Source organism: Streptomyces sp. NBC_00442 (genome assembly GCF_036014195.1).
Lineage (GTDB): Bacteria > Actinomycetota > Actinomycetes > Streptomycetales > Streptomycetaceae > Streptomyces.
Genome location: NZ_CP107918.1, coordinates 5,983,160 through 6,008,162 on the forward strand (window position 1 = coordinate 5,983,160; position 25,003 = coordinate 6,008,162).

A 25,003-nucleotide genomic window follows, 5' to 3' on the forward strand; every position below is an offset into this window, starting at 1 on the left:
GTAATCGTGCTTGATCCGCAGGATTTGTACGAATGGGAGCCGAAGGGCCTCGCCGTCGTCGACATGGCGCTCGCGCAGGAGTCGGCCGGCCTGGTCATGCTGTACCACTTCGACGGCTACATCGACGCGGGTGAGACCGGCGAGCAGATCGTCGAGAAGCTGCTCGACACACTGCCCCACCAGGTGGTGGCCCGGTTCGACCACGACCGGCTCGTGGACTACCGCGCCCGCCGCCCACTGCTCACGTTCCGGCGCGACCGCTGGACCGACTTCGAGATCCCCTCGCTGGAAGTCCGTCTGGTGCAGGACGCCACGGGCGCGCCCTTCCTGCTGATGTCGGGCCCCGAGCCGGACGTCGAGTGGGAGCGCTTCGCGCTCGCCGTCCGGCAGATCGTCGAGCGCCTCGGCGTCCGACTGGCGGTCAACTTCCACGGCATCCCGATGGGCGTACCGCACACGCGGCCCGTGGGCCTCACCCCGCACGGCAACCGCACGGACCTGATGCCGGGCCACCGTTCGCCGTTCGACGAGGCACAGGTCCCGGGCAGCGCCGAGTCCCTGATCGAGTACCGCCTGATGGAGGCCGGCCACGACGTCCTGGGCGTCGCCGCACACGTCCCGCACTACGTGGCGCGCTCGTCCTACCCGGACGCGGCGCTGACCGCCCTCGAAGCCGTCACCGCCGCCACGGGCCTCGTCCTGCCGAGCGTCGCGCACGGCCTCCGTACGGAGGCGCAGCGCACCCAGACCGAAATCGAGCGCCAGATCGGCGAGGGCGACGAGGAACTGGTCAGCCTGGTACAGGGACTTGAGCACCAGTACGACGCGGTGGCGGGCGCCGAATCGCGCGGCAACCTGGTCGCCGAACCGGCGGACCTCCCCTCCGCGGAGGAGCTGGGCATGGAGTTCGAACGCTTTCTCGCCGAGCGGGAGGGCGACCTGTAGCGGCGGCGCCTAAGCTTCGGCCATGCTGAAGGTGGGCCTGACCGGCGGTATCGGCGCCGGCAAGAGCGAAGTGTCACGGCTCCTCGTCTCCTACGGAGCCGTACTGATCGACGCGGACAGGATCGCGCGGGAGGTCGTCGAGCCCGGAACGCCGGGCCTGACGGCGGTGGTCGAGGCCTTCGGCCCCGCCATCCTCTCCGCGGACGGCACGCTCGACCGCCCCAAGCTGGGCGGCATCGTCTTCTCCGACCCCGAGAAGCTCGCGACCCTGAACAAGATCGTGCATCCGTTGGTCGGCGCGCGGTCGGCGGCGCTCGAATCGACCGCGGGCCCCGACTCGGTGGTCATCCACGACGTGCCGCTCCTCACGGAGAACGGTCTCGCGGCCCTGTACGACCTGGTCGTCGTCGTCGACGCATCACCCGAGACCCAGCTCGACCGGCTCGTGCGCCTGCGTGGCATGACGTCCGACGAAGCCCGCGCCCGCATGGCCGCCCAGGCGGACCGGGCCCAGCGGCTGGCCGTCGCCGACCTCGTCATCGACAACGACGGCGCCCTTGCGGCCCTTGAACCACAGGTGCGGAAGGTCTGGGCCGAACTGGTGGAGCGCGCCGAAAGCTGAGGAGCCCGAGCCGCGAGCCCGGTAGGTCCGCGTGCGGCGTGGTCTGCTGCGGCGGGGTCCAAGAGCGGCGCGGCCAACCGAGGCCCGTGGCCATGGGTGCGGCGCCCGCAGGGCCGGGCGGAGCGTACACGGCGCGCTCGTCCGCCGGGCCGGGGGAGCGCACACGGCGCGCACTCCCGAACCGGCGCGCATCCGGATCGCGGGGATTCCCTCATCATGCTGGGTTTCCCGCGCTTGGCCCGCCGTCCGGGGCCGCGCGGCCTACGATCCGGACTGTGCTCTTCGTACTGGCGGGTTTCACTGTCCTCGGCGGCCTGGTGGCACTGCTCGCCGGGGCGTACGGGCTACGGGAGACCCGGCGCGTCGAGCGGGCCGGCGCGCTCGCGTGGGCGCTGGTGAAGCCCGCTCCACAGGGCTCCGAGCGCCCCCTCCTGCAGTTCGAGACCGCCGACGGCGATGTCCTCGAACTTCCCTCGCCCGTCCCGCCCAGCCGCCGCGAACCGCTCCCCGCCGGCTCCGGCGTCCGGGTGTCCTACGACCCGGAGGATCCGCGCACCGTCGTCGTGCTGGGCCGCGAACGCACCGTCGTGGACCGGGCGTTCGTGGCCTCCGGCGCGGCCATCGTGCTGCTGGGACTGGCCCTGGCAGCGGCCGCGCTCTGAGCCGCGCGCCCGCTGCCACCGCCTTCGGTGCGCATGCCGCGCCGCCACCGGCTTCGACTGCCTGCTTCGGCACGCATACGGAATACCGCAGCCGGGCATGGCGTTGACATCGCGCAGCGAGGGAAAGGAAAGGCACGTGGGCGAGAACACCCCCGAGACGCACGTCATCGACTTCCGCGCCGCCGAGCAGCTCCTGGCAGCCCGGGATCCGCGCGGTGCCGTCAAGCTTCTCGACTCGGTCGTCGCGGCCCACCCCGAGAACACCGCGGCCCGCCTGCTCAGGGCGCGCGCCTTCTTCGCGTCGGCCCAACTCCGTGCCGCGGAAATGGAGTTCCAGCTGGTCCTGGAGCGCGAGCCGGACAATGCCTTCGCCCACTTCGCGCTGGCCCGCACCTACGAGCGCCAGGCCCGCCCCGACCAGGCCAAGCGCCACTTCCGCCTCGCGGCGGCCCTCGATCCCAAGCCGGACTATCTGGCGGCGGCGCGGTTCGAGGACGAGGCGGAGTAGCCGCACGGAAGGCGCGCGAGCGGCGTCACGTCAGGCGCCGCGTCAGCGGGTGCGCGGCGGCTCGTACGGAGGGATGTCGCGGCCCGGCTGATAGTGCGGGCCCTGCCGCATATGGCGAACGATCATGACGAGGTCGACGACGATCACGGCGGCCAGCACCGCACAGGCGGCCATCCACCCGGGCCGTCCCTCGACGGCGAACCCCACCGTGCCTCCGACGGCCCAGATCAGGCCCCAGACGCTCAGCCAGAGCCGCATCCGCAGGGGGCTGCGGGCGGTGATCGGTTCGTTACCCGTGCGCGGCATGGTGCATCGCCTCCCTAGAGGTGTACCCGCTGGGGTCCCAGGTGAAAGCTGTTGAGCACGGCCGATCCGTGCGACGGCACGGCCGATCCGTGCGACAGCCGGCCACCGCTCGTGGGGTCAGCCACCGCCCGTGGGGCCGGGGCGCGCGGGGGTCACGGGTGCGCGCCACGCGACGCGCGGCCGGGGAACAGAGACGGAACGGATGCGCGTCGCCCAAGCCGGGGCGCGGGGCGGACAGGGTGGCTAGGGTGGCGCGCATGCTGCTCCTCGACGACCTCCCCGAGACGCTGCTCGACCTTGCCGTACCGCACGAGGACATCAACGAACTGACCTCACTGGCCGCCCGGTTCACCGCAGAACCCGAGCTGGCTGACCTCCTGGAACAGTCCGCACGTGCCCTCGTCGAGGGCATCGGCACGATCGGTGCCCGACCCGAACCGCCGCCCCTGCCCGAGGGGTTGGGCGATCTGGAGCGCTGGTTCCCCGTGTACGTCGCCGTCGCCGCGCTGCCGTACACCAGGGCGTACCACCGTGAGCGGGGCATCCCCGACGACATCGCCCGCCGTACGCTCGCCGACCTCGGGCGACAGATCGCGCTGCACCACAGGCGGCACGGAATCGGCGGCCTCAACGCCCCGCACTGGCTGCGGCTGCACTTCCGCGGGGAGATCTACCAGCTCGGCCGGCTCCAGTTCCAGCGCGCGGAACTCGGGGAGCGCACGAGCCGGGCCGTCCGCGCGGCGGGCTTCGACGCCCAGCGCGGCGACCCCTGCCTGAATCTGCACATTCCCGACTGCCAGGGCCCCTTGACGCCCCGGGCGTGCGCCGACTCCATCGCTCGGGCCAAGACGTTCTTCGCCCGCCACTTCCCCGAGGAGCGCCACCGTGTGGCGGTGTGCCACTCGTGGCTGCTCGACGACCAGCTGCGGGACCACCTTCCCGAGGACTCCAACATTGTCCGCTTCCAGGGTTTGTTCCGTATCGACCACAGAAGCGACGAGCCGGCCGACAGCGAGCCTGTCGGCTTCGTCTTCGGCGATCCCGAACTCCCCGTGGCGGGACTTCCCCAGCGCACCGGGGTGCAGCGCGCCGTCACCCGGCACCTTCTCGACGGCGGGCACTGGTACCTGGGCCACGGCTGGTTCCAGCTGTAGGTGCCGGCCGGCGGGACCGGTTCCGTCGGCGGCCTCGCTCAGTGCACGAAGCTGTAGCTGCGCCAGGGCGGGGCCTGCGGTGCGACATTGTTGGTGAGCCGGCTGCCGATGTACGTCGTGTCCTTGCCGGTGCAGTCGGGTGTCCGGTACATCACCATGTCGACCAGGGTGTTGTTGAAGACCTCGTTCGTGCCGGCCGGCAGCACCCGGTGGCAGCCCGTCACCTTCGGGCTGGTCAGCGAGACGGCGGCGTTCCGCCCCACCGGATAGCTGACGGTGCCGACCGCCGTCCGCCCGAGGCTGGAGCAGGCGGTGGTGGCGAGGGTGAGCAGCACGGCCCCGGCGGCGATCCGCGTACGGCGACGACGGCGCGAGGCGGGGGCGGGGGACTGGGACGCGGTCACGGACATGAGTGGTCCTCGTCTGTACGGCATGGCTGCGGCGGTCAGTGTCGCCAGCCTGCCCCGTGTCGCCGTACCCGGCATCCGGGGTGCCCCGCGGATAGCCCGGCCGGGCGACCGGGCCTGTCGCGAGGCAACCTCGCTGCTTCGGACACCCCCCCCCGCAACTTTGGACACCCCCGCCACTTCGGACGCCCGTAGCGCTCCGCGGCACCGGTTCCGCCGGGCTCGTTTCGAGTCACCCGGCCCCGGGTGGGGTCTTTACACCGGGCGGGCGCCGGGGTACGAGAGAGATTGCGCTGCCCGCGGCCGGGCACGCGGTCCCTGTCGAACGCCCCGAGAACGCGGCGCGGCACCGCTCGAAACCCTGTCGGAAGGCGCACGAACCTGATGGAACCCATCCGTACGACCCACCAGGGAGCGGTGCGAGGACGACTCGTCGCCGACGACGTGGCCGCCTTCCTCGGCATCCCTTTCGCCGCACCCCCCTTCGGTGAGGCACGCTTTCGGGCTCCGGCACCAGCCGTCCCCTGGGACGGCGTACGCGAGGCGCACTCCTACGGGGCGAGCGTCCCCCGGGCCCCCTACGCGCCGCCCTTCGACGCCCTCATCGCGGACGAGGGGCCCCAGGGCGAGGACTGCCTCAACCTGAACATCTGGACCCCGCACCCGGCCTCCGGCGGCGGGCTCCCTGTCATGGTGTGGATCCATGGTGGAGCCTTCGCCAACGGCTCGGGCTCCGCCTCCTCCTACGACGGAAGCGCCTTCGCACGCGACGGCGTCGTCTACGTCAGCATCAACTACCGGCTCGGCGCCGACGGCTTCCTGAAGCTGCCCGACCGGCCGGACAACCGCGGTCTGCTCGATCAGATCGCCGCCCTCGAATGGGTGCGCGACAACATCGAGGCCTTCGGCGGCGACCCCGGACAGGTGACCGTGTTCGGCGAGTCCGCGGGCGCCATGAGCATCGGCGCCCTGCTTTCCCTGCCCCGCGCCCGCGGCCTGTTCCGGCGCGCCATCCTGCAGAGCGGCGCCGCCCACCACTTCCTTCGCCCCGCCTCCGCCGACCTGATCACGGCCCGCCTCGCCGAGAAGCTCGGCATCGAGGCGAGCGCCGAGGAGTTCGCCGCCGTCCCCCTGGACACGCTGCTGCCCGCCCAGGCCGAGCTGCGGGGCGAGATCGGGGCACGCCCGGACCCCGCGCTGTGGGGTGAGGCGGCGCTCAACATGATGCCGTTCGAACCCGTCCTCGACGCGTTCGCGCTCCCCGGCCAGGACTGCGGGGTGGAATTCCTCGTCGGCAGCAACCGCGAGGAGTACCGGCTGTTCCTGGTGCCCACCGAGCGCCTCGACGCCCTGTCGCATTCCAGGCTCCGCCTGGCGACGGCGGCGTACGGGCTCGACCCGGACAAGGCGCTGCCCGTGTACGCGGAACGCCGTCCGGACGCCGTGCCCGGCGAGCTGTTCGACGCCGTCACCACCGACTGGTTCTACCGGATCCCCGCCCTGCGCATCGCCGAGTCGGTTCCGGGTTCGTACGTGTACGAGTTCGCCCGGCGCTCCCCGGCGTACGACGGCCGGCTCGGTGCCTGCCACGCCTCCGAGCTCGCCTACGTCTTCGACCGGCTCGACGACCCCGCCTATGCCCCGATGGTCGGCCCGCGCCCCCCGCAGTCCTTGGCGGACGCGATGCACGGCGCCTGGGTGGCCTTCGCGAAGACGGGCGACCCCGGCTGGGCACCCTACGACCTGGAGCGCCGCGCCACCCAGGTCTTCGACACCGACCCGAGCGTCGAGGACGACCTTCGCGGCAATGAACGCGCCTTGTGGGAGGGGGTGCGCTGAGGCCGTGGGGCCCATTGTCAGACCCCGCCCGTAAGGTCGTAGATCAGTCGTCGCGCATCACGCGACGGGTCATGACCGTGCGGACGAAGGGAGGTGACCGGCGATGGACCGGCCGACACCGATGCGGCACCCCGAGCGCGAGCCGGTCGCCTCAGGACCCGCCGGGCCCGCCCGGCGCGATCATCCGGACCGGCGGCCCGAGCGCGGAACGGCCCTCACCCGGCCGTCCGGCGCCTCGTCGGCCCGTACCCGGACCGGCGGCCCCGAGGGCATGACCCGCACGTGGCCCGGTGTGACGGCGGCCGCCGTGTTCTTGCCCGCCGGGCTGCCCCGCGAGGGCAAGGTCGCCTTCTGGGTCCCGGACCAGGGCCCTCTCGCACACGGAGCCGACGGCCCAGCGGGAGAGGTGGCCGAGCTGACGGTGGTACGCCGCCACGGCGGAGGAGCCCGCAGCCGCAAGGTCGCCGCCCTGCTCGTGCCCGTCGCCGAAGCGCTCCCCCTGCTGATCGAGGCCAGGAGCCACCCCGCGGCCCACCCGACGGCCGCGTGCTGGGGCGCCGCAGCGCTGCACGCCCTGCACCTCGTCGCGCGCGGCCGGCTGCTGCCCGGCCTCACCCCCACCAGCCACGACGCCTGGCGGGCCGGCCCGCTCGACGCGGACGACATCGCCCAGCTGCGCGCCATCGCCGCCGCCATGCCGTACGAGGCGTACGGCGTGCCCGTCCCCGGCCGCGGCGCGCTCCAGCTGCCCGAGCCCGAAGCCCTGGTGCGCGCCTTCCTCGACGCGGTCGCCGACACCCTGCCGCGCACCCCGGCCGCCGCCCACGCCGCCGGGGCGCCCTTCGCCGCGCCCACCGCCCAGCACCTGCCGGCCGCCCACGCCTGGGCGGCGGAGGCGGCCGCGGGGATGGACGCGGGCGTACGGGTCTCCCTGCGCCTCGACCTCGCCGGATTCGAGCTGTTCGACACGGCCGCGGAAGAAGAGGGCGAGGCGAGGCGCGCCGGCTCGGCGATCGTCCAGGTGCACAGCCTCGCCGACCCCACGCTCGTCGTCGACGCCGCCCGCCTCTGGTCGGACGACGTCCCCCAAAGCACGGCCACCACGGGGCCACGACGGTCCGCGACCACGACCGGGTCCGCCACGGGCCACGGCGGACCCACGGCCACGGCGTCGACGGGCACCCCCCAGCGGCAGCCCGCACCCCCAACGAGCGGCGCGGAAAACGGAGTTGACGCCTTCGGTCCGCGTGCCCGGATCGACGCGCTGCTCGCGCTGCGCCGCGCCTCCCGCGTCTGGCCACCGCTCGGGCTGCTCCTGGAGCGCAGCGTCCCCGACGTCCTGCCCCTCACCGAGGCCGAGCTGTACGAGCTGCTCGGCGAGGCGTCGGCACGGCTGGCCGCGGCGGGCGTCACCGTCCACTGGCCGCGCGAGCTGGCCCGCACGCTCAGCGCCACCGCCGTCGTGCGCCCGGCACCAGGCTCGGCCACCGACGGCACCTCCTTCTTCGATGCCGAGGAACTCCTTTCCTTCAACTGGCAGTTGGCGCTCGGCGGCGAACCCCTCACCAACGCCGAGATGGACGTGCTCGCCGAGTCCCACCGCCCGATCGTGCGCCTGCGCGACCAATGGGTGGTCGCCGACCCCGAGCTCGTCCGCAAGGCCAGAAAGCGGGACCTGGGCCTGCTCGACCCGGTGGACGCCCTGTCGGTCGCCCTCACCGGCACCGCCGACGTCGACGGCGAGACCGTCGAGGCGGTCCCGACCGGGGCGCTCGCGGTGCTCCGCGACCGCCTCCTGGAAGGGCCCGCGACGGCCGAACAGCCGGCGGGCCTCGACGCGACGCTCCGCGACTACCAACTGCGCGGCCTGGCCTGGCTGTCCATGATGACCTCCATGGGCCTCGGCGGCTGCCTCGCCGACGACATGGGCCTCGGCAAGACGATCACCGTGATCGCCCTGCACCTGCGGCGCGCCCGCCGCGAGCCCACCCTGGTGATCTGCCCGGCCTCGCTGCTCGGCAACTGGCAGCGCGAGATCGCCCGCTTCGCGCCGGGCGTCCCCGTGCACCGCTTCCACGGCAGCAGCCGCACCCTGGAAACGCGGAGCGGCGAAGGCGGCTTCGTCCTCACCACGTACGCCACCATGCGCACCAGCGCGCCCCAACTCGCCTCCCGCGCCTGGAACATGGTGGTCGCCGACGAGGCGCAACACGTCAAGAACCCGTTCTCCGCCACCGCCAAGGCGCTGCGCACCATCCCCGCCCCCGCCCGGATCGCGCTCACCGGCACCCCGGTGGAGAACAATCTCTCCGAGCTGTGGGCGCTGCTCGACTGGACGACCCCCGGCCTGCTCGGCCCCCTCAAGGCGTTCCGGGCCCGGCACGCCCGCCTGGTGGAGAACGGCGAGGACGACGACGCGGCGGACCGCCTCGCCCGCCTGGTGCGGCCCTTCCTCCTCAGGAGGAAGAAGTCCGACCCGGGCATCGTGCCCGAGCTGCCACCCAAGACCCAGACCGACCACCCCGTGCCGCTGACACGCGAACAGGCCGCCCTCTACGAGGCGGTGGTCCGCGAAGTGATGGCCGCCGTCGAGGCCTCCGAAGGCATCGCACGGCGCGCCCAGGTCATGAAGCTGCTCACCGCCCTCAAGCAGATCTGCAACCACCCCGCGCAGTACCTGAAGGAGGAGTCACCGCGTCTCGCGGCCCGCTCGGGCAAACTGGCCCTGCTCGACGAGCTCGTGGACACCATCGTCAGCGAGGACGGCTCGGTCCTCGTCTTCACCCAGTACGTCGCGATGGCCCGGCTGCTCTCCCGCCACCTCACCGCACGCGGCGTGCCCTCCCAACTGCTCCACGGAGGAACCCCGGTGGCCGAGCGGGACCGCCTCGTCGACGCCTTCCAGACCGGCGAGGTGCCCGTGTTCATCCTTTCCCTCAAGGCCGCGGGCACCGGCCTCAACCTCACCCGCGCCGGCCATGTCATCCACTACGACCGCTGGTGGAACCCGGCGGTCGAGGAACAGGCCACCGACCGCGCCTACCGCATCGGCCAGACCCAGCCGGTCCAGGTCCACCGCCTGATCGCCGAGGGCACCGTCGAGGAGCGCATCGCCGAGATGCTGGAACAAAAACGCCGCCTCGCCGACGCCGTCCTCGGCTCCTCGGAGAGCGCCCTGACCGAACTCACCGACCGCGAACTGGCCGACCTGATCTCCCTGCGGAGAGCCACATGACCGCCGCCCGCCCCGCCGGCCCCTCCCTGCGCACCCCCCGCCACGACGACCGCCGGCGCACCTACCCCGCGCTCGGCGCCCGCACCGAGCGGACCGGCACCTGGTGGGGCGATGCCTGGGTGGAGGCCCTGGAGGAGCTGGCCCTCGACGCCGGCCGGCTGGCGCGCGGCCATGCCTACGCGCAGTCCGGTCACGTCGACGCGATCACTGTCACGCCCGGCCGCATCACCGCCTACGTCCACGGCTCCCGGCCCCGCCCCTACCGGACGGAACTGCGGCTGCGTACCCTGCCCGACCAGGCGTGGGAGGAGTTCCTCGACACCGCGGCGCAGGCACCCGCTCACATCGCCGCCCTCCTGGACAAGGATCTGCCGCACGCCCTGGCCGACGAGGCGGCCCTGCTGCCCGCCTCCGGCGACCTGATCCCCGACTGCTCGTGTCCCGACGACGGCTACCCCTGCAAGCACGCGGCGGCTCTCTGCTACCAGACGGCCCGCCTCCTGGACGAGGACCCGTTCGTGCTGCTGCTGATGCGCGGGCGCGGCGAGCAGGAGCTCCTGGCCGCGCTCACCCGGCGCAATGCCGCCCGTATGGCCGTGGAGCGGAGCGCCCCGCTGCCTCAACTCCCCACCGTCCAGGCCCGCTCCGCGGTCCAGCCGCGCACCAGGCCGCCGCTGCCGCCGCCGTTCCCCCTGCCGTCGCGTCCGGGACATCCGCCCGCGTTCCCCGCGGTGGCCGGTGGCCCCGACCCCCTTTCGCTCGACCTCCTCGCCACGGAGGCGGCCATCCGCGCCCACACCCTGCTCACCACCGGGCAGGATCCGATCGCCCCGCTCACCACCTGGCAGGACGCGGTGCGCCTGGCCGCGGCACATCCCGGCTCCGGGCTCACCTCCGCCACCCGCGCCCTCTACACCGCCTTGACCCGCGCCACCGACCGCACCCCCACGGATCTCGCGCGCGCGGTGGCCGCCTGGCGCCAGGGCGGCATCGAGGCGCTCGCCGTCCTCGAATCCCCCTGGGACCCGCCGGCCGGCCCCTTCGACCGGGCCCGCCCGGCCCTGAGCGCCGCCGGGTTCCCCGGTTTCCGGCCCAGCCGCAACCGCCTGTCCACCCCCAGCACCCAGCTCCGCTACGGCCGCGACGGGCTCTGGTACGGCTACGAGTCGGACCCGGGCCGGGACGACTGGTGGCCCCGGGGCAGCCCCGACGCCGACCCGGTGGGCGCGCTCACCACCCGCCTCGGCTGACGTTCACGGGCGAGCGAGGCGCCACCGGGCCGGCCGGGGCACGGCCCCAGCTGGGTCAGGCGGCGGGTCAGACAGCCGGGTCAGGCGGCCGTGCCGGGTGCCGTCGCCCTGCGCTGCGCCGGGCGGGGCCGCTCCAGGCGTGTCACCACATGGGAGTGGAACACGTCGACCGCCGCGTCGACACCGCGGATGAACCCGGTCTCGGCATTGCCGCGCGTATGGCCCACGCTCTTGGAGAGCGACAGGCGGAATCCAGTGATCCCCTCCGACCCCTTCGGGAGCAGGTCCCCGGGCTCGGGGCGCAACTTCTCCAGGGTGCCGCGCGGACCGACCCCGTCCCCTTCGAGCAGGGTCTGCACATGCAGATCGGCCGGCGCCTCGGCGAGCTGCCTCATCAGGCGCTTCACCCAGGAGAGCGGATAGCCCTGCTCGGGGGCCGGGATCTCGATGGACGTCCTGAGCCGCCCCATCCGCAGGTCGGCGACGACACCCAGCACCCCGGGCGCACCCTCGACCCGGATCTCCGCCCGGAGCTGCCCGTCCACGCAGAGGCGGTGTGCCAGTTCGGCCCGGCGCGACTGGGGGTCGGTGCCGCGCCGAGCCCGCTGCACGGGCACCACCTTCGCGCCGAGCTCACCGCCGAGCCGCAGACAGACCTGGCGGATCAGCCGCTCCCAGCTCTCGACGACCTGCACGGACCGCGGGTCGCCCGGCGTCAGGGTCTCCTCGTCGATTCCATTGCGCACCGGCACCCACGCCGGGCCCATGTTCTGGAAGCCGTGGCAGCCGGAGTTGTCGTGCTGGAGGTAGTGCAGCAATTCCTGGAGCAGCCAGGCGTGCGCCTCGTTGCGTACGCCCTCGTGGCGGATGAGGAGCTGTGCCTGGTGCGTCACCTCGGCCCAGGACAGGTGCCACAACGCGACCTTGTGCTTACGCCGCCCGTCGGTCTTCACCTCGACCAGGGAACTTCCCTCCAGGGCCACGTCGTTGGACAGGGTGATGACCGCCTCGTAGCCCCGCCGGGCGGCGATGTCCATGTACGCCTGGATCTGCTCGTCCTTGAGCGCGTTGCCGTTGGTCTTGGTTTCGACGAGCGCGGTCCACAGCTTCCCCGCGCGTTCCACGCGGATGACGCCGTCGGGCCGCTTGGGGCTGTCGCCGTGCGGGAGTGAGACCTCGGTGAAGGCCTCCATCCGCCCGGTGGGCGCGCCGAACGCGGCGGTGAGCCGGCGTCCGAACTCGGGCACCTGGGTCATCACCGCCAGCAGCACGGACGTCGCCCGCATCTCGCGTTCCCGGTCGCTCTTCAGCGAGGACGCGGGGAACAGCCGCGCGGCGCGCCACGTGTCGTTCTCCGCGAGGGAGGCCTTGGACGCCCTGGGCAGCGTGACCTTCTTCTTGGCCGTACGCAGGCGGCGCGCGGCGGCAGGGGCAGGGGCGGAGGCCGGTTCCGTGGCGGCCGGCTCGGAGCCGCTCTGGGCAGGCACCGTGGCCGAGGCCGACACTGCCACCTCAACTGCACCAGCCGGTACGGTGGTTGTCGCCCTGGCCTCGACAGCTGCCTCACCGGTGGCGCCGGAGACATCGGCCACAACGGTCTCCACGGCCACAACAGCCACCTCAGAAACCTCAGGGATCTCGGCGGCCTCCACCCCTTCACCCGCACCGCCGGGCCCGTCGCCGTCCTGCTCGTCGTCCTCGTCGATCTCGATGCCGTAGTCGGTGGCCAGCCCTGCGAGTCCGGAGTCGTAGCCCTGGCCGATGGCCCGGAACTTCCATGCGTCCCCGCGCCGGTAGACCTCGCCGAAGACGAACGCGCTCTCCGTGCTCGCCCCGTCGATGGAGAAGCCGAGCAGCCCGTCGCCCGAGCCGTCCGTCACCACCAGGCGGATGTTCTCCAACTCCCCGAAATGGGCCCTGCGGTGGCGGCTGGCCGCCACAATGACCCGGTCGACATCGCCGGGAATCGCGGTCAGATCGAGCCGAATTCGGTCCTCGGTGCCGTTCTCGGTCGGTGTGGCGCCGAGGAGCTGCACCGTGCCGTCGGCCGCGGCCGGGTTGTTGTAGAAGAAGAAGTCCGCGTTGTCGCGCACTTTTCCGTTCGCGCCGAGCAGCAGCACGGAGACATCGGCGTCACCCTCGCCGTTCGGGCTGCTCCAGCTCAGGCTGACGATGACGGAGCCGGCGTTCTCGCTCAGCGCGGACAGGGCGACGTTGGCACCCTTGACCATTTCCTGCATATGAGATCCCCCCACGGGATGGAGGGCTGCACGGGCATGGCCGAACTGCCCTCTGTTCACGGAAAGTTGTTGCTCTCCCCAAGAGCGCGAATTCAGCCTACTGGTCGGGGTGACCGGCGATCACGGTAATGGGCGCTCTTCGGTCAAGACCGTCGTCGCCCACCGGGTCAGCGTGGTGAAATCGGCCTCCCGCAGACCGCGTCGCGGATGCACGCGCACCAGCAGTGCGGGCGCGTCGTGGTGGTCGCGCACATAGGTCTCGTCCAGATCGGTGATCATGTCGTCGACCCAGGCGAACGGGCGTCCCGCCGCCCATTTCAGCAGGGGCCTGGTCTTCCAGTACAGGCCGTCCGGGTCGGTGGCGAAGAGCTCGGGCCAGGCGATGAAGGGGAGGTCGGGCGGGAGGCCGATGGCGGGGGCGATCATCTCGTTCGCCTCGTTCATCCAGGTGGTGGCCCAGGCGAGTTCGTAGGGCAGCGAACGGAGCCGGGGCCCGTGCGCCGGATTGAGCCGGACGCGCAGGCCCCGTCGGTGGGAGCGGGAGCCCGGGGCCTGGCGCGCGAGCCAGATCGCCGGGTGGAGCCGGTGGGCGCGGTAGCCGCGCAGTTGGGCCAGGCGGGCGGCGTACGGGTTGAGGGGGCCGTCGACGTCGAGGAGCAGCAGGGGACGGTGCGGCGCGGTCGTCATGGGGGAGGGATACCCACGAGCGTGCCGTCAGCCGCCCGAAGTGGTCACCGACTCCCGCGTCTCCGGGGCCCACGCGAGCGACACCAGCATGCCCGCCAGTAGAACCGCCGCCAGCCAGTACATCGAGCCGCTCAGCCCGAGGTGTTCCAGACTGACCGGCAGGATGAACGTGCCGACGGCCGAAGCGATACGGCTCGTGCCGTTGAGGAAGCCCACGCCGGTGGCGCGCAGATGCGTCGGGTAGAGCTCGGCCGGATACACCTGCGTGAGGTTTGAAGCGCCGGCCATCACAAAGGTGTAGACGAGGAAGGGAATCATGAGGGCGGTCGTCGAGGCGTGGGCGAAGGCGCCCATCAGCGCCAGCGCCGCCGTCATCACGCCGAACGTGACGATCGTCAAGGGGCGGCGCCCGGTCTTCTGCAGGAACCAGAGCCCGATGATGCCGCCGGCGAGCAGGAACAGGTTGAGCAGCAGGTTTTGCAGGTCGGGGTCGGGGACGTTCAGGGCGGCCAGAATGGTCGGCATGAAGGTGTAGATCGCGAAGTAGGGGAGCACCTGCGCGCTGTAGAACACCGTGCCGAACCAGGTGCGCCGGGCCTGACCGGGGGAGAAGAGCTCCCGGTACGCGGCGGTCGCACCCGCGTGGTGCCGGGCCGGGGCGGCCTCGGCGGGGCCGAGCTCCGACTTCAGATACCTCCGGGCGATGGCCCGCGCCTCCTCGACCCTGCCCTGACTGATGAGCCAGCTCGGTGACTCCGGCGTACCGATGCGCAGGAGCAGCACCACGAGCGCGGGGATTGCCCCGGAGGCGAGCAGCAGGTAGGCGGCGCCTTCGGACTTGCCGAGGTAGGTGCCGAGGATGCCCGCGATGACGTATCCGACGGTCCACATCACGGTCAGGGAGCCCAGGAGCACGCCCCGGAGCCTGCGGGGTGCGAATTCCGACAGCATCGTCGGACCCACCGCGTAGTCGGCGCCGAGCCCGAAGCCGATGAGCAGGCGCAGGGTGAACAGGAGCGCCGGATCGCGGGCCCAGAGCTGAAGGGCGGAGGCCACGGTGATCAGGACGAAGTTGTAGATGTACAGCTTCTGGCGGCCGATGATGTCGCCGACGCGACCGAGCACGATGCTGCCGAAGAACAGTCCGATCAGCGCGGAGGCGCCCAGCAGGCCCTGCCAGACGCCCGACAGGTGCCGGGCGTCGGTGAGGGTGGCGAGGACCGCGCCGATCATGCCCAGCGCATAGCCGTCGGAGAAGTTCGCCCCGAACGTTGTCGCCGTCACCCGCAGGTGAAAGGGGCGCAGGGGCGCCTCGTCGAGCGACGGGGCGAGTCGCTCAGGTGCGTCGGTTTCCGCGGTGGCCGGCTTCGGCATCGGCTGTTACCTCGCCTTGGGCGTGGGCCCGCCTGGGGTGGCGGGGACGGACGGCTTGAGTCGAGCGCAGCCATCCTGCCTGCCCGAGCCCTGGAAGGGAATCTTTCTATGCGAAAGAAGTGTGAGTGAATGGAATTCTTACGTATCCGGAGGATTGCCTTCCGCGACCATGGAGGCTACCTTGCCGGGCGCTGAGGGCGCTGAGGGCGCTGAGGGTGCTGAGGGTGCTGAGGGTGCTGAGGGCGTCGAGGGGGCCGACGGCGTCGGCTGCGGCAGCGACCACGCGGCCAGAACGGCGTCGATCGCGGCGGCCACCCTGACCCGCGCCCGGTTGTGCGGCACCCGGGCCATGAGCAGCGCGTCGTACTCCGTATCCAGATGGCGAACGGAGGCGCGTACGGCCAGCGTCACCGCCGTCTCGTCCAGCGCCCTGCCCGCCGCCGACCGCCCCACCCGCCCGCTGCCGCGCACCGAGGCGTGCTCGGCGATCTCGCGGGCACGCCCGGCCGGACACCTCGGAAAGAGCCGCAGGATCTCGCCCGTCAAGGCCGCGGTGAACCGGACGTCCTCGGCTGCCCGCCGCTCGGCATCGCGGGCGCGCCGCCGAGCACGCGCCTCGCCGTCGGCAAGACAGGCGGCCTCGGCGGCGGCGAGGGCGCGTTCTTCGACGAACACGCCCTGCCGCTCGTAGCGCCGTCGGCGCCGGTTGAAGCGGACCACGACGGCCGAGAGCGAACTGCCCGCCCGCGCGCGGCGGGTGAGCGCGGTGTCGCCGCGTGGCAGGAACACCAAGTGCCCCAGGTCCGAACAGTCAAGACAGCGCGGCGAGCCCGACTCCAGGACGAGACGGCGCAACGGTCCGCTATCGCAGTCGGCGCAGCGGTGGTGGCGCCGGGGTTCAATGACGAGAATGGCGGCAGCCTCCTTGCCCGCGTCCGCCCCCGGGACCTTCTCTTCTCTGTCCGGCCTCGCCGGCTCCCTCCCTTTCCCTTCCTGATTCCCCGCTCAACCGCCTCTGGAACAGGCCAAGTTGACGCAGGTGACCACGCGCTCCGCCCAGTACTCCGTTCAGACGGCCGTCGACGCGGTGTCCCGCAGCGTGACGTTGGCGTGGCTCTCCTGGAAACTCTGGTCGGAAACGAGCGTCAGGCGGGCCGATGAGCGGAACTCCGCCAGCGTCGTGGAACCGCAGGAGACCATCGTGGTCTTGAGCTTGGCGATGGTCAGGGCGAGCCCTTCGTCGAGGTCGCCCGCGTAGGGAACGTAACCGTCCACGCCCTCCTCGAAGAGGAGCCCCTGACCGCCCTGCCCGTAGCGCCGCCAGTTACGGGCGCGGTTCGAGCCCTCCCCCCAGTACTCCTTCACGAAGCCGTCCCGCGTGGGGAGTTTCGCGCCGGCCGCCTGGTCGAAGCGTGCGAAGTAGCGCCCCATCATGACGAAGTCCGCCCCCATCGCCAGGGCCAGCGCCACGTGGTAGTCGTGGACGAGGCCGCCGTCGGAACAGATCGGCACGTACTCGCCGGTCCGCTCGCGAAAGGCGTCCCGCGCCGCCGCGACATCCAGCACCGCGCTCGCCTGACCGCGGCCGATCCCCTTCTGGTCGCGGGTGATGCAGATGGAGCCGCCGCCCACACCGACCTTGACGAAGTCCGCCCCCGCCTCGGCGAGGAAGGTGAACGCCTCGCCGTCGACCACATTGCCGCCGCCCGCCGCGATCTCGGGATAGTGCTTCTTCACCCAGGCCAGAGCCTCCGCCTGCCAGTCGCTGTAGCCGTCGGAGGAGTCGAAGCACAACGCGTCCACGCCCGCCTCGGCGAGCGCCGGCACGCGCTCTCGGTAGTCGTGGGTGTTGACGCCCGCGCCGACCCGCGGACGCCCGGCGCCGTCCACCGCTGTGGCCTTGGCGTTCTTGACCTGGCAGACCGCCGCGACGTGATCCTGGATCGGACGGTTGTGGTGCAGGAAGCTGAGACCGCCGTTGCGGGCGAGGGCGATCGCGAGTTCCGGCGTGCTGACGGCCTGCATGATCGCGGACGTGAACGGCACATGCAGCTCGATGGCCGGCCGCTCACCCACGACGTGCCGGACCAGCGGCGTGCTCAGCCCCACCGTCGAGGGCGAACAGCCTGCCCGTGTGCGATTGGGCAGCAGAAGAAATTCGTTGAACGTCCGCGAGACCTCGGCGATGATCCGTGCCACTCGTTCCTCCTGACCCGTCGGCAGGGGCCCGACTGCCCCGCCGTGGAGACCGCCCCGGTCGTACCGGGGCCGGGCTGAGGCAGAGATCGGCACGGAAGTCGTGGAGGTGCCACAACCGCGGCAGAGCCCTGACCGGCCCATGGATCGAACTGGGTGCGGTCGTGACCTGGCACCCTACCGATCACGCGGCCGCCGCACGAATCGTGGCTTCCAGTCGCCAACGGCCGCTCCCGCACGTCCCCTTGGGGCGCCGACACCGCGGCGCACTCCAGGCCGCGCACCCGCACCCACCCCGACCACGCATGATGGAAGCGTGCGATTCGAAGCGATCACCTGGGAACGGCTGACCGACGCCCTCGCCGAGCGGGCCATGCGTCTGAAGCCCGCCGATGGCGGCTCCTGGCTGCGCGTCGGCATCGACGGGGCCCCCGCGGCCCGCACCGGAGAGCTCGCGCAACGCCTCGCGCAGTCGCTCCGGCTGGGCGGCAGGTCGGTGCTCGACGTCTCCACCGAGGGCTTCCTGCGACCCGCGTCGCTCCGCTACGAATACGGACATCAGGACCCGGACACGTACTACGACGGCTGGTTCGACACCGGCGCGCTGTGGCGGGAGGTCTTCGGGCCGCTGGACCCCGGCGGCACCGGACGGGTGCTGTCCGACCTGTGGGACCCGGTGACCGACCGGGCAACCCGGAGCCCCTACCAAGTCCTCCCGGAGGGCGGGGTGCTGATCGTGCACGGCCCGATGCTCCTTGGCCGCTGGTTCCCCCTCGACCTCACCGTGCACCTGCGCCTCGCGCCCCACGCGCTGCGCCGCAGAACGGAGGAGGACGCCCGCTGGACGCTCACCGCTCTCGAACGCTACGAGTCCGAGGTGCGGCCGACGGACGTGGCCGATGTCGTGGTGCGGGTGGACGACCCTCGCCATCCGGCCTGGGAGGCGAAGGGGGAACAGTAGACGGGTGAACAGCAGACGGGGCCCAGTGGACGGGGGCCAGTGGACGGGGCGCCAGTAAGGGCCGCCGTCCTCTACTCCCTTACTCCCTCGACAGCGGCCGCCCTCCCACCGCGCCCACCGCCAGCGCCCCGGCCCGGCACCCCGCCTCCGCGGCCCGCACCGGGGACGCCCCCAGCAGACGGGCGGCGAGAAAACCGCCGGTGAAGGCGTCGCCGGCACCCGTGGAGTCCAGGGCCCGCGCCCTCGGCGCCGGCACCCTCGCGACGACCTCCCCGGCCGCGGCCACCAGCGCGCCGGCCGAACCGAGCGTTACCGCCACCAAGGGGAACAGCCTGCTCAACTTGGCCGCCGCGTCGGCGGGTTCGGGCAGGCCCGTCAGGTACGTCGCCTCCTGCGCGTTGGGCAGCAGGACGTCCGCGCCCTCGGCCGCGGCAAGGAACCGTTCGACGCCGAGATCGGCGAGGAAGCCCGACGACGCCGGGTCGACGCTCACGCTGACGCCGGCGCCCCTGGCCGAATCCCGCGCCAGCAGAGCGAGTTGGCGGCTCCGGTCGGCGAACAGGAGATAGCCCGACAGATGGAGGTGGGCGACGCCGTCGAGGAGGGCGGGGGACCAGTCGGCGGGGCCCAGATGATGCACCGCGCCACTGTCCGTGAGGAAGGTCCGCTCCGCCGTGGCGGCGTCGACCAGGGAGATCACGGTCGCCGTCGGCGTGTCGGCGTCCTGGACCAGCAAGGGGCGCACACCCGCGCGACGCAACCGCAGATCGTGCCAAGCGGCGGCGTCCCGGCCGACCCGGGCGAGCAGCCGTACGTCCGGTAAGCCCGAATGAACCGCCCAGCACGCCGCGTTGGCGCCCGCGCCGCCCGCCACCGTAACAATGTCGGCCGCGGTGTCGCTGGCGGTACTGAGCGGTCCGCGGTACCGGGCGACCACGTCGGTCACGACGTCCCCGACCACCAGGAGCCCGCCCGCGGCACGGCCACGGCCCGCCTCGGCACCACCCGCTCCGCTCACAGCGCTGCCGCGATCTCCGCCGCGAGCCGCACGTTGCCGCGTACGGCCGCCACATTGGCCTCCAGGGACGCGCCCTGCGTGTGCTCGACGAGATGGGCCAACAGGAAGGGAGTGACCGCCTGCCCCGTGATCCCTTGGGCGCGGCAGGCGGCGAGACCCGAGGCGAGCACCTCGTCGTGCAGCCGGGGATCGAGCTGCTCCGCCTCCGGCACCGGATTGGCCACGATGACCGCCGAGCCGAGCGCGAGCGAGCGATGGGCCCGCAGGACGTCCGCCGCCTCCCGAGGCGTCCGCACCGTCCAGTCGACGGGCTCGCCCGAACTCGACAGGTAGAACCCGGGGAAGCGGTCGGTGCCGTATCCGACGACCGGGACCCCGAGCGTCTCCAGGCGCTGGAGCGTGGCCGGCACGTCGAGGATCGACTTCACGCCCGCGCACACCACCGCGATCGGCGTCGTCGCGAGCAGCCGAAGATCCGCCGACTCGTCCTGAGTGCGGTCCCACTCGCGGTGTACGCCGCCGAGGCCGCCCGTGGCGAAGACGCGCAGCCCCGCCCGCTCGGCCAGGAACGCGGTGGCCGACACCGTCGTCGCCCCGCTGACCCCCGTCGCCAGCGCCATCGGCAGATCACGGTGGCCGAGCTTGCGCAGCTCGTCATGGGCCACGCGCTCCAACTGCCCCTTGTCCAGGCCCACCCGGGGACGCCCGTCGAGCACGGCGATCGTCGCGGGAACGGCACCCCCGGCCCGAACCAGCTGCTCCAGCTCCTGGGCGACCCGCAGATTGCATGGCCGGGGGAGGCCGTGCGAGATGATCGTCGACTCCAGGGCCACCACGGGGCGGCCCTCTTCCAGGGCGGTCCGTACTTCCTTCGAGATCTCGGTGACATCGGTGATCTCGCGCGCGTCACGTACGTCGTCACAGGACATGTCCCATCCCTGGCGCGCCCGGAGGGCGGATAAACGCGTCCGGCGTGTCCGGCGGGGCCGACCGGAGGCCGCTCGACAGTGTGTCGCGCCGGGGCGCCCGGAGCGGGTCGCGGTGTCGCTCGAAGCCCCGGCCGGGCGCGGCTAGATTGAGCGGCCATGAGCACCATGGACGACGCCACCGCCCCCGCAGGCCACAACCCCCAGGGCCCCGCATCCTTCGCCGTGCGCGTGTCCGACGCCGCACTGGAACCCGAGCCGCTCGATCCGGCCCAGATCGTCTCCGGCAGCCCCGAGGTGACGGGGAAGGTGCTGTGGGAGTCGCCGGACGGCAAGCAGATCCGGGGCATCTGGCAGATCACTCCGGGCGTGGTCACCGATACCGAGGCCGACGAACTCTTCGTGGTGGTCAGCGGGCGCGCCACCGTCGAGGTGGCCGGAGGCGCCACCCTTGAGCTCGGGCCCGGCGACGCCTGCGTGCTGCGTGAAGGCGACCGCACCACCTGGACCGTGCACGAGACGCTCCGCAAGGTCTACCAGATCAGCTCGTAGGCCCCTGCGCTGGAGGCCGGGGGCGGGGGGCAGGGGCGGGGGCAGCGCCCAGACCAGTGACGCCGCTCGGAACAGAGGCGCCGCTCGGGACAGAGGCGCCTCTCAGAACAGAGGCTGCGGCAGCACCCCTTCGAGCGCGAGCAGCTGTCGCTTGGTCTCCAGGCCGCCGCCGAACCCGCCCAGGCCGCCGCCGCTCTCCACCACGCGGTGACAGGGCACCACCACGGGCAGCGGGTTCGCCCCCATGGCCGCGCCCACCGCCTGCGCCGCCCCGGGCTGGCCGACCCGGCCTGCCAGATCGCCGTAGCCCACCACCGTGCCGTACGGCACCCCGGCCGCGAGCTCGCGCAACACCTGCCGATTGAATCCGGACGCGAGCGACCAGTCGAGCGGCAGCGTGAATTCGCGCAGCCGGCCGTCGAAGTACGCCCCGATCTGGCGTATGGGCTCCTCCAGAGGGCCCGCGCGGCCGGGCACGGCCGGGGCGGGCTCCGTGCCGAACCGGGCGGCCAGGGCCCGCACGGCACGGGCCCGTACCGCTTCGTCGGCATGGAACACCACGTTCACCAGACCCTGGCCCGTCGCGGCCAGGAGCAGCGGACCGATGTCACTGCCGACCACGGTCCACTCGACGAACTGCGCATCGCTGTCCATGCCGACCACGGTACGACCGCCCACTGACAACGCGGCCCCGCCCGCCGGCACCGAAACCCCGCCCGCCGACGGCACAGCCCGTCCGCTGACACCAGCGCCCCGTCCGCCAGGGAAGCCACGAAGGCGGTGCCAAAGCGAACAGATCCCCCCAGAGGGGAACGCCCCGAGCGCCCGGAGTCGATAAATTGCCCGGAAAATGTTTGCCTGTCGCGCGGCGAGCCCTAATGTCGCCCCGAACCAGGGCCGCAACAGGAGTAGGGCCTCTTCAGTCGGTACGGGGTGAAGGGCACACGCGTATGCACGGGACGGTCGACGGATTCAGCTATGGCCTGGTGACGCCGGTGGCGGCGTTCATCATGGCCTGTCTAGGCGGAGCGCTCGGGCTGCGCTGCACCGCACGGTCCGTGCTGAGCGGGCGCTCCTTCAAGGCCGCCTGGCTCGCGCTCGGCGCCACGTCCATAGGCTCGGGCATCTGGACCATGCACTTCATCGCGATGATGGGCTTCAGCGTCCACGCGGTGCCGCTGGGCTACGACCGCGGCATCACCTTCGCCAGCCTCGTCGTGGCGATCGTCATGGTCGGCATCGGCATCTTCATCGTCGGCTACCGGGGCGCCACCCCCATGGCCCTGGTCACCGGCGGCACCATCACCGGGCTCGGCGTCGCCACCATGCACTACCTGGGCATGGCCGGGATCAAGATGAACGGAGAGTTCGAGTACAACACCTTCGTCGTCAGCATCTCCGTGGTGATCGCCGTGGTGGCCGCCACGGCCGCCCTCTGGGCGGCCGTCTCCGTGCACGGGTTCATGGCGAGCCTGGTGGCCAGCCTCGTCATGGGCGTCGCGGTCAGCGGCATGCACTACACCGGCATGGCCGCACTCAGCGTCCAGCTCCACGGCGGCGCCACCGGAACGTCCAGCGGCGGTGAGTCGCCCGCCGCCCTGCTCGCACCCATGCTGATCGGACCCGTCGCCTTCCTGGTCCTGGCCGGCGTGGTCGTGATGTTCGACCCCCTCGTGGTCATGGGCAAGCCGGACTGGCAAAAGCGCCCGCCGCGCCAGATCCCCACCCCCAGGCACCGCCCGTCCTTCCCGGAACGCACCAGCTGGGCGGCGTCCGAGCCACCGCGCGAAGGCTCCGCGTCGCCGCACGACTGGTGACGGGAACCCGATCGGACCGCGGTTGTCAGTGGCGGGTCGTACGGTGGTTGCATGCGGCCCGTTTCCAAGATCGAACGTACGGTGGCGCCCTTCGAGGTCGTCAGTCCCTACCAGCCCAGCGGTGACCAGCCGGCGGCCATCGCCGAGCTGGAGAAGCGCATCCGCGCAGGTGAGAAGGACGTCGTCCTGCTCGGCGCCACCGGCACCGGAAAGTCGGCGACGACTGCCTGGATGATCGAGAAGCTCCAGCGCCCCACCCTCGTCATGGCGCCGAACAAAACGCTGGCCGCCCAGCTGGCGAACGAGTTCCGTGAGCTGCTGCCCAACAACGCCGTCGAGTACTTCGTGTCGTACTACGACTACTACCAGCCCGAGGCGTACGTCCCGCAGTCGGACACCTACATCGAGAAGGACTCCTCGATCAACGAGGAGGTCGAGCGGCTGCGCCACTCCGCGACCAACTCCCTGCTGACCCGCCGTGACGTGATCGTGGTCGCCTCCGTCTCCTGCATCTACGGCCTGGGCACCCCGCAGGAGTACGTCGACCGCATGGTGCAGCTGAAGGTCGGCGACGAAATCGACCGCGACCAGCTGCTGCGCCGCTTCGTCGACATCCAGTACACCCGCAACGACGTGGCGTTCGCCCGCGGCACCTTCCGGGTGCGCGGCGACACCATCGAGATCTTCCCGGTGTACGAGGAACTGGCCGTCCGCATCGAGATGTTCGGGGACGAGATCGAGGCCCTCTCCACCCTGCACCCGATCACCGGCGAGATCATCAGCGAGGACCAGTCGCTGTACGTCTTCCCGGCGAGCCACTACGTGGCCGGCCCGGAGCGCATGGAGAAGGCCGTCAACGGCATCGAGAAGGAGCTGGAGCAGCGCCTGGCGGAGCTGGAGAAGCAGGGCAAGCTCCTGGAGGCGCAGCGGCTGCGCATGCGCACCACGTACGACCTGGAGATGCTCCGCCAGATCGGCAGCTGCTCGGGCGTCGAGAACTATTCGATGCACTTCGACGGCCGCGACCCCGGCACCGCGCCCAACACCCTGATCGACTACTTCCCCGAGGACTTCCTGCTGGTCCTGGACGAGTCGCACGTGACGGTGCCGCAGATCGGCGCGATGTACGAGGGCGACGCCTCCCGCAAGCGCACCCTCGTCGACCACGGTTTCCGGCTGCCCTCCGCGCTGGACAACCGGCCGCTGAAGTGGGAGGAGTTCCTGGGCCGCATCGGCCAGACCGTCTACCTGTCGGCCACCCCCGGCAAGTACGAACTGTCCCGCGGCGACGGCTTCGTGGAGCAGATCATCCGCCCGACCGGCCTGGTCGACCCGGAGGTCGTGGTCAAGCCCACCGAGGGGCAGATCGACGACCTGGTGCACGAGATCCGGCAGCGCACCGAGAAGGACGAGCGCATCCTGGTCACCACCCTGACCAAGAAGATGGCCGAGGACCTCACCGACTACTTCCTCGAACTGGGCATCCAGGTGCGCTACTTGCACAGCGACGTCGACACGCTGCGCCGCATCGAGCTCCTGCGCGAACTGCGGGCCGGCGAGTACGACGTCCTGGTCGGCATCAACCTGCTCCGTGAGGGCCTCGACCTGCCCGAGGTCTCCCTGGTGGCGATCCTCGATGCCGACAAGGAGGGCTTCCTCCGTTCGGGCACCTCTCTGATCCAGACCATCGGCCGTGCGGCACGCAACGTCTCCGGCCAGGTCCACATGTACGCCGACCGCGTCACCCCGGCGATGGAGAAGGCCATCGAGGAGACCAACCGGCGCCGCGAGAAGCAGATCGCGTACAACACGGAGAGGGGCATCGATCCGCAGCCGCTGCGGAAGAAGATCAACGACATCGTCGCGACCATCGCGCGCGAAGAGGTCGACACCGAGCAGCTGCTCGGCACCGGATACCGCCAGGGCAAGGAGGGGAAGGCCGCCAAAGCGCCGGTCCCCGCACTCGGAGGCAAGGCGGCGAAGACGGCCAAGGGCGCCAAGAAGGAGCTCACCGACCGGCCGGCGGCCGAACTGGCGGGAATCATCGAGGAGATGACCGACCGGATGCGGGCCGCGGCCGCGGACCTGCAGTTCGAGGTGGCGGCCCGGCTGCGCGACGAGGTCGGCGAACTGAAGAAGGAACTCCGTCAGATGAGGGAGGCGGGTCTCGCCTGACGGGCGGGGCGCGGGGGCGGGGCCCTTGCGTGCGCGGTGTGTTGCAACACCGCCACAAAAGGCCCCCGCGTAGTGGCGTGGGGCGCGTCACTGCGTAGGGTCGGGCGCGAGAACGTACAACAACGCAAA

Annotated in this window: 22 protein-coding genes; 12 read left to right on the plus strand and 10 right to left on the minus strand. The window is 71.9% G+C overall.

Annotation, left to right across the window (positions count from 1 at the left end; translation table 11 throughout):
• Nucleotides 1–63 precede the first annotated feature (63 nt).
• The 4 genes from OG432_RS26790 to OG432_RS26805 all read left to right on the plus strand — a co-directional run bounded on the left by OG432_RS26790 (nt 64) and on the right by OG432_RS26805 (nt 2,737).
• The gene (locus tag OG432_RS26790) at nt 64–945 is read left to right on the plus strand and encodes a PAC2 family protein (protein WP_443058610.1); all 882 of its coding nucleotides are present in this window, start codon (nt 64–66) and stop codon (nt 943–945) included.
• 22 nt (nt 946–967) lie between these two features.
• Nucleotides 968–1,567, plus strand: coding sequence for a dephospho-CoA kinase (gene coaE / locus OG432_RS26795; protein WP_328313526.1), 600 nt, complete (start codon nt 968–970; stop codon nt 1,565–1,567).
• A 275-nt stretch (nt 1,568–1,842) separates the two neighbouring features.
• A complete protein-coding gene (locus OG432_RS26800; protein ID WP_328313527.1) occupies nt 1,843–2,229 on the plus strand; it encodes a DUF3592 domain-containing protein in 387 nt (128 codons plus the stop codon).
• A 97-nt stretch (nt 2,230–2,326) separates the two neighbouring features.
• Nucleotides 2,327–2,737, plus strand: coding sequence for a tetratricopeptide repeat protein (locus OG432_RS26805; RefSeq protein WP_328313528.1), 411 nt, complete (start codon nt 2,327–2,329; stop codon nt 2,735–2,737).
• Between the two features lie 42 nt (nt 2,738–2,779).
• Here OG432_RS26805 and OG432_RS26810 read toward each other — a convergent pair whose 3' ends face one another.
• A complete protein-coding gene (locus OG432_RS26810) occupies nt 2,780–3,043 on the minus strand; it encodes a DUF6343 family protein (RefSeq protein WP_328313529.1) in 264 nt (87 codons plus the stop codon).
• Nucleotides 3,044–3,300: 257 nt separating this feature from the next.
• Between OG432_RS26810 and OG432_RS26815 the strand changes: the two genes are divergently transcribed.
• Complete coding sequence (locus OG432_RS26815) at nt 3,301–4,197, plus strand: acyltransferase domain-containing protein (protein WP_328313530.1); 897 nt, start codon at nt 3,301–3,303, stop codon at nt 4,195–4,197.
• A gap of 38 nt (nt 4,198–4,235) precedes the next feature.
• Here OG432_RS26815 and OG432_RS26820 read toward each other — a convergent pair whose 3' ends face one another.
• Complete coding sequence (locus tag OG432_RS26820; RefSeq protein WP_328313531.1) at nt 4,236–4,607, minus strand: hypothetical protein; 372 nt, start codon at nt 4,605–4,607, stop codon at nt 4,236–4,238.
• A gap of 381 nt (nt 4,608–4,988) precedes the next feature.
• On the opposite strand from OG432_RS26820, the gene OG432_RS26825 reads away from it, so the two are divergent.
• The 3 genes from OG432_RS26825 to OG432_RS26835 all read left to right on the plus strand — a co-directional run bounded on the left by OG432_RS26825 (nt 4,989) and on the right by OG432_RS26835 (nt 10,928).
• Nucleotides 4,989–6,443 (plus strand): carboxylesterase/lipase family protein, encoded by a 1,455-nt coding sequence (locus OG432_RS26825; RefSeq protein WP_328313532.1) that lies wholly within the window; start codon nt 4,989–4,991, stop codon nt 6,441–6,443.
• A gap of 271 nt (nt 6,444–6,714) precedes the next feature.
• Entirely contained in the window at nt 6,715–9,678 is a 2,964-nt protein-coding gene (locus tag OG432_RS26830; RefSeq protein WP_328315250.1) for a DEAD/DEAH box helicase, read from the plus strand.
• A complete protein-coding gene (locus tag OG432_RS26835) occupies nt 9,675–10,928 on the plus strand; it encodes an SWIM zinc finger family protein (protein ID WP_328313533.1) in 1,254 nt (417 codons plus the stop codon). Before OG432_RS26830 ends, OG432_RS26835 begins: the two co-directional genes overlap by 4 nt.
• 80 nt (nt 10,929–11,008) lie before the next feature.
• On the opposite strand, the gene OG432_RS26840 is transcribed toward OG432_RS26835, so the two are convergent.
• The 5 genes from OG432_RS26840 to OG432_RS26860 all read right to left on the minus strand — a co-directional run bounded on the left by OG432_RS26840 (nt 11,009) and on the right by OG432_RS26860 (nt 17,428).
• Nucleotides 11,009–13,159, minus strand: a complete 2,151-nt coding sequence (locus OG432_RS26840; protein ID WP_328315251.1) for a TerD family protein — start codon at nt 13,157–13,159, stop codon at nt 11,009–11,011.
• 129 nt (nt 13,160–13,288) lie between these two features.
• On the minus strand, nt 13,289–13,855 hold the full coding sequence (locus OG432_RS26845) for a hypothetical protein (RefSeq protein WP_328313534.1): 567 nt from the start codon (nt 13,853–13,855) through the stop codon (nt 13,289–13,291).
• 27 nt (nt 13,856–13,882) lie between these two features.
• A complete protein-coding gene (locus tag OG432_RS26850; protein ID WP_328313535.1) occupies nt 13,883–15,229 on the minus strand; it encodes an MFS transporter in 1,347 nt (448 codons plus the stop codon).
• A 138-nt stretch (nt 15,230–15,367) separates the two neighbouring features.
• Nucleotides 15,368–16,141: a DUF2293 domain-containing protein gene (locus OG432_RS26855; RefSeq protein WP_328315252.1), complete on the minus strand. Its 774-nt coding sequence runs from the start codon at nt 16,139–16,141 to the stop codon at nt 15,368–15,370.
• Between the two features lie 156 nt (nt 16,142–16,297).
• Nucleotides 16,298–17,428, minus strand: a complete 1,131-nt coding sequence (locus OG432_RS26860; protein WP_328313536.1) for an IMP dehydrogenase — start codon at nt 17,426–17,428, stop codon at nt 16,298–16,300.
• Between the two features lie 313 nt (nt 17,429–17,741).
• Here OG432_RS26860 and OG432_RS26865 point away from each other — a divergent pair, with 313 nt between their 5' ends.
• Nucleotides 17,742–18,386 carry a uridine kinase gene (locus OG432_RS26865; protein ID WP_328313537.1) on the plus strand — a complete coding sequence of 215 codons (645 nt, stop codon included), beginning with the start codon at nt 17,742–17,744 and terminating at the stop codon, nt 18,384–18,386.
• Nucleotides 18,387–18,465: 79 nt separating this feature from the next.
• Here the strand turns inward: OG432_RS26865 and OG432_RS26870 are convergent, their stop codons facing one another.
• Together OG432_RS26870 and OG432_RS26875 are read right to left on the minus strand one after the other, a co-directional pair.
• Complete coding sequence (locus OG432_RS26870; RefSeq protein WP_328313538.1) at nt 18,466–19,404, minus strand: carbohydrate kinase family protein; 939 nt, start codon at nt 19,402–19,404, stop codon at nt 18,466–18,468.
• Nucleotides 19,401–20,333 (minus strand): pseudouridine-5'-phosphate glycosidase, encoded by a 933-nt coding sequence (locus OG432_RS26875; RefSeq protein WP_328313539.1) that lies wholly within the window; start codon nt 20,331–20,333, stop codon nt 19,401–19,403. Before OG432_RS26875 ends, OG432_RS26870 begins: the two co-directional genes overlap by 4 nt.
• A gap of 165 nt (nt 20,334–20,498) precedes the next feature.
• Between OG432_RS26875 and OG432_RS26880 the strand changes: the two genes are divergently transcribed.
• The gene (locus tag OG432_RS26880; protein WP_443058611.1) at nt 20,499–20,882 is read left to right on the plus strand and encodes a cupin domain-containing protein; all 384 of its coding nucleotides are present in this window, start codon (nt 20,499–20,501) and stop codon (nt 20,880–20,882) included.
• Between the two features lie 102 nt (nt 20,883–20,984).
• Here the strand turns inward: OG432_RS26880 and OG432_RS26885 are convergent, their stop codons facing one another.
• Complete coding sequence (locus tag OG432_RS26885; RefSeq protein WP_328313541.1) at nt 20,985–21,536, minus strand: methylated-DNA--[protein]-cysteine S-methyltransferase; 552 nt, start codon at nt 21,534–21,536, stop codon at nt 20,985–20,987.
• A gap of 296 nt (nt 21,537–21,832) precedes the next feature.
• On the opposite strand from OG432_RS26885, the gene OG432_RS26890 reads away from it, so the two are divergent.
• Nucleotides 21,833–22,699 (plus strand): MHYT domain-containing protein, encoded by an 867-nt coding sequence (locus OG432_RS26890; RefSeq protein WP_328313542.1) that lies wholly within the window; start codon nt 21,833–21,835, stop codon nt 22,697–22,699.
• A gap of 51 nt (nt 22,700–22,750) precedes the next feature.
• Complete coding sequence (uvrB, locus tag OG432_RS26895; RefSeq protein WP_328313543.1) at nt 22,751–24,874, plus strand: excinuclease ABC subunit UvrB; 2,124 nt, start codon at nt 22,751–22,753, stop codon at nt 24,872–24,874.
• The last annotated feature ends 129 nt before the right edge of the window (nt 24,875–25,003 follow it).

Coding starts and splice junctions, on each gene's coding strand:
- OG432_RS26790 (WP_443058610.1), top strand. CDS start 64: ATGGCGCTCGCGCAGGAGTCGGCCGGCCTGGTCATGCTGTACCACTTC.
- coaE (WP_328313526.1), top strand. CDS start 968: ATGCTGAAGGTGGGCCTGACCGGCGGTATCGGCGCCGGCAAGAGCGAA.
- OG432_RS26805 (WP_328313528.1), top strand. CDS start 2,327: ATGGCGTTGACATCGCGCAGCGAGGGAAAGGAAAGGCACGTGGGCGAG.
- OG432_RS26810 (WP_328313529.1), bottom strand. CDS start 3,043: ATGCCGCGCACGGGTAACGAACCGATCACCGCCCGCAGCCCCCTGCGG.
- OG432_RS26815 (WP_328313530.1), top strand. CDS start 3,301: ATGCTGCTCCTCGACGACCTCCCCGAGACGCTGCTCGACCTTGCCGTA.
- OG432_RS26820 (WP_328313531.1), bottom strand. CDS start 4,607: ATGTCCGTGACCGCGTCCCAGTCCCCCGCCCCCGCCTCGCGCCGTCGT.
- OG432_RS26825 (WP_328313532.1), top strand. CDS start 4,989: ATGGAACCCATCCGTACGACCCACCAGGGAGCGGTGCGAGGACGACTC.
- OG432_RS26830 (WP_328315250.1), top strand. CDS start 6,715: ATGACCCGCACGTGGCCCGGTGTGACGGCGGCCGCCGTGTTCTTGCCC.
- OG432_RS26835 (WP_328313533.1), top strand. CDS start 9,675: ATGACCGCCGCCCGCCCCGCCGGCCCCTCCCTGCGCACCCCCCGCCAC.
- OG432_RS26840 (WP_328315251.1), bottom strand. CDS start 13,159: ATGGTCAAGGGTGCCAACGTCGCCCTGTCCGCGCTGAGCGAGAACGCC.
- OG432_RS26845 (WP_328313534.1), bottom strand. CDS start 13,855: ATGACGACCGCGCCGCACCGTCCCCTGCTGCTCCTCGACGTCGACGGC.
- OG432_RS26850 (WP_328313535.1), bottom strand. CDS start 15,229: ATGCCGAAGCCGGCCACCGCGGAAACCGACGCACCTGAGCGACTCGCC.
- OG432_RS26875 (WP_328313539.1), bottom strand. CDS start 20,333: ATGTCCTGTGACGACGTACGTGACGCGCGCGAGATCACCGATGTCACC.
- OG432_RS26880 (WP_443058611.1), top strand. CDS start 20,499: ATGGACGACGCCACCGCCCCCGCAGGCCACAACCCCCAGGGCCCCGCA.
- OG432_RS26885 (WP_328313541.1), bottom strand. CDS start 21,536: ATGGACAGCGATGCGCAGTTCGTCGAGTGGACCGTGGTCGGCAGTGAC.
- OG432_RS26890 (WP_328313542.1), top strand. CDS start 21,833: ATGCACGGGACGGTCGACGGATTCAGCTATGGCCTGGTGACGCCGGTG.
- uvrB (WP_328313543.1), top strand. CDS start 22,751: ATGCGGCCCGTTTCCAAGATCGAACGTACGGTGGCGCCCTTCGAGGTC.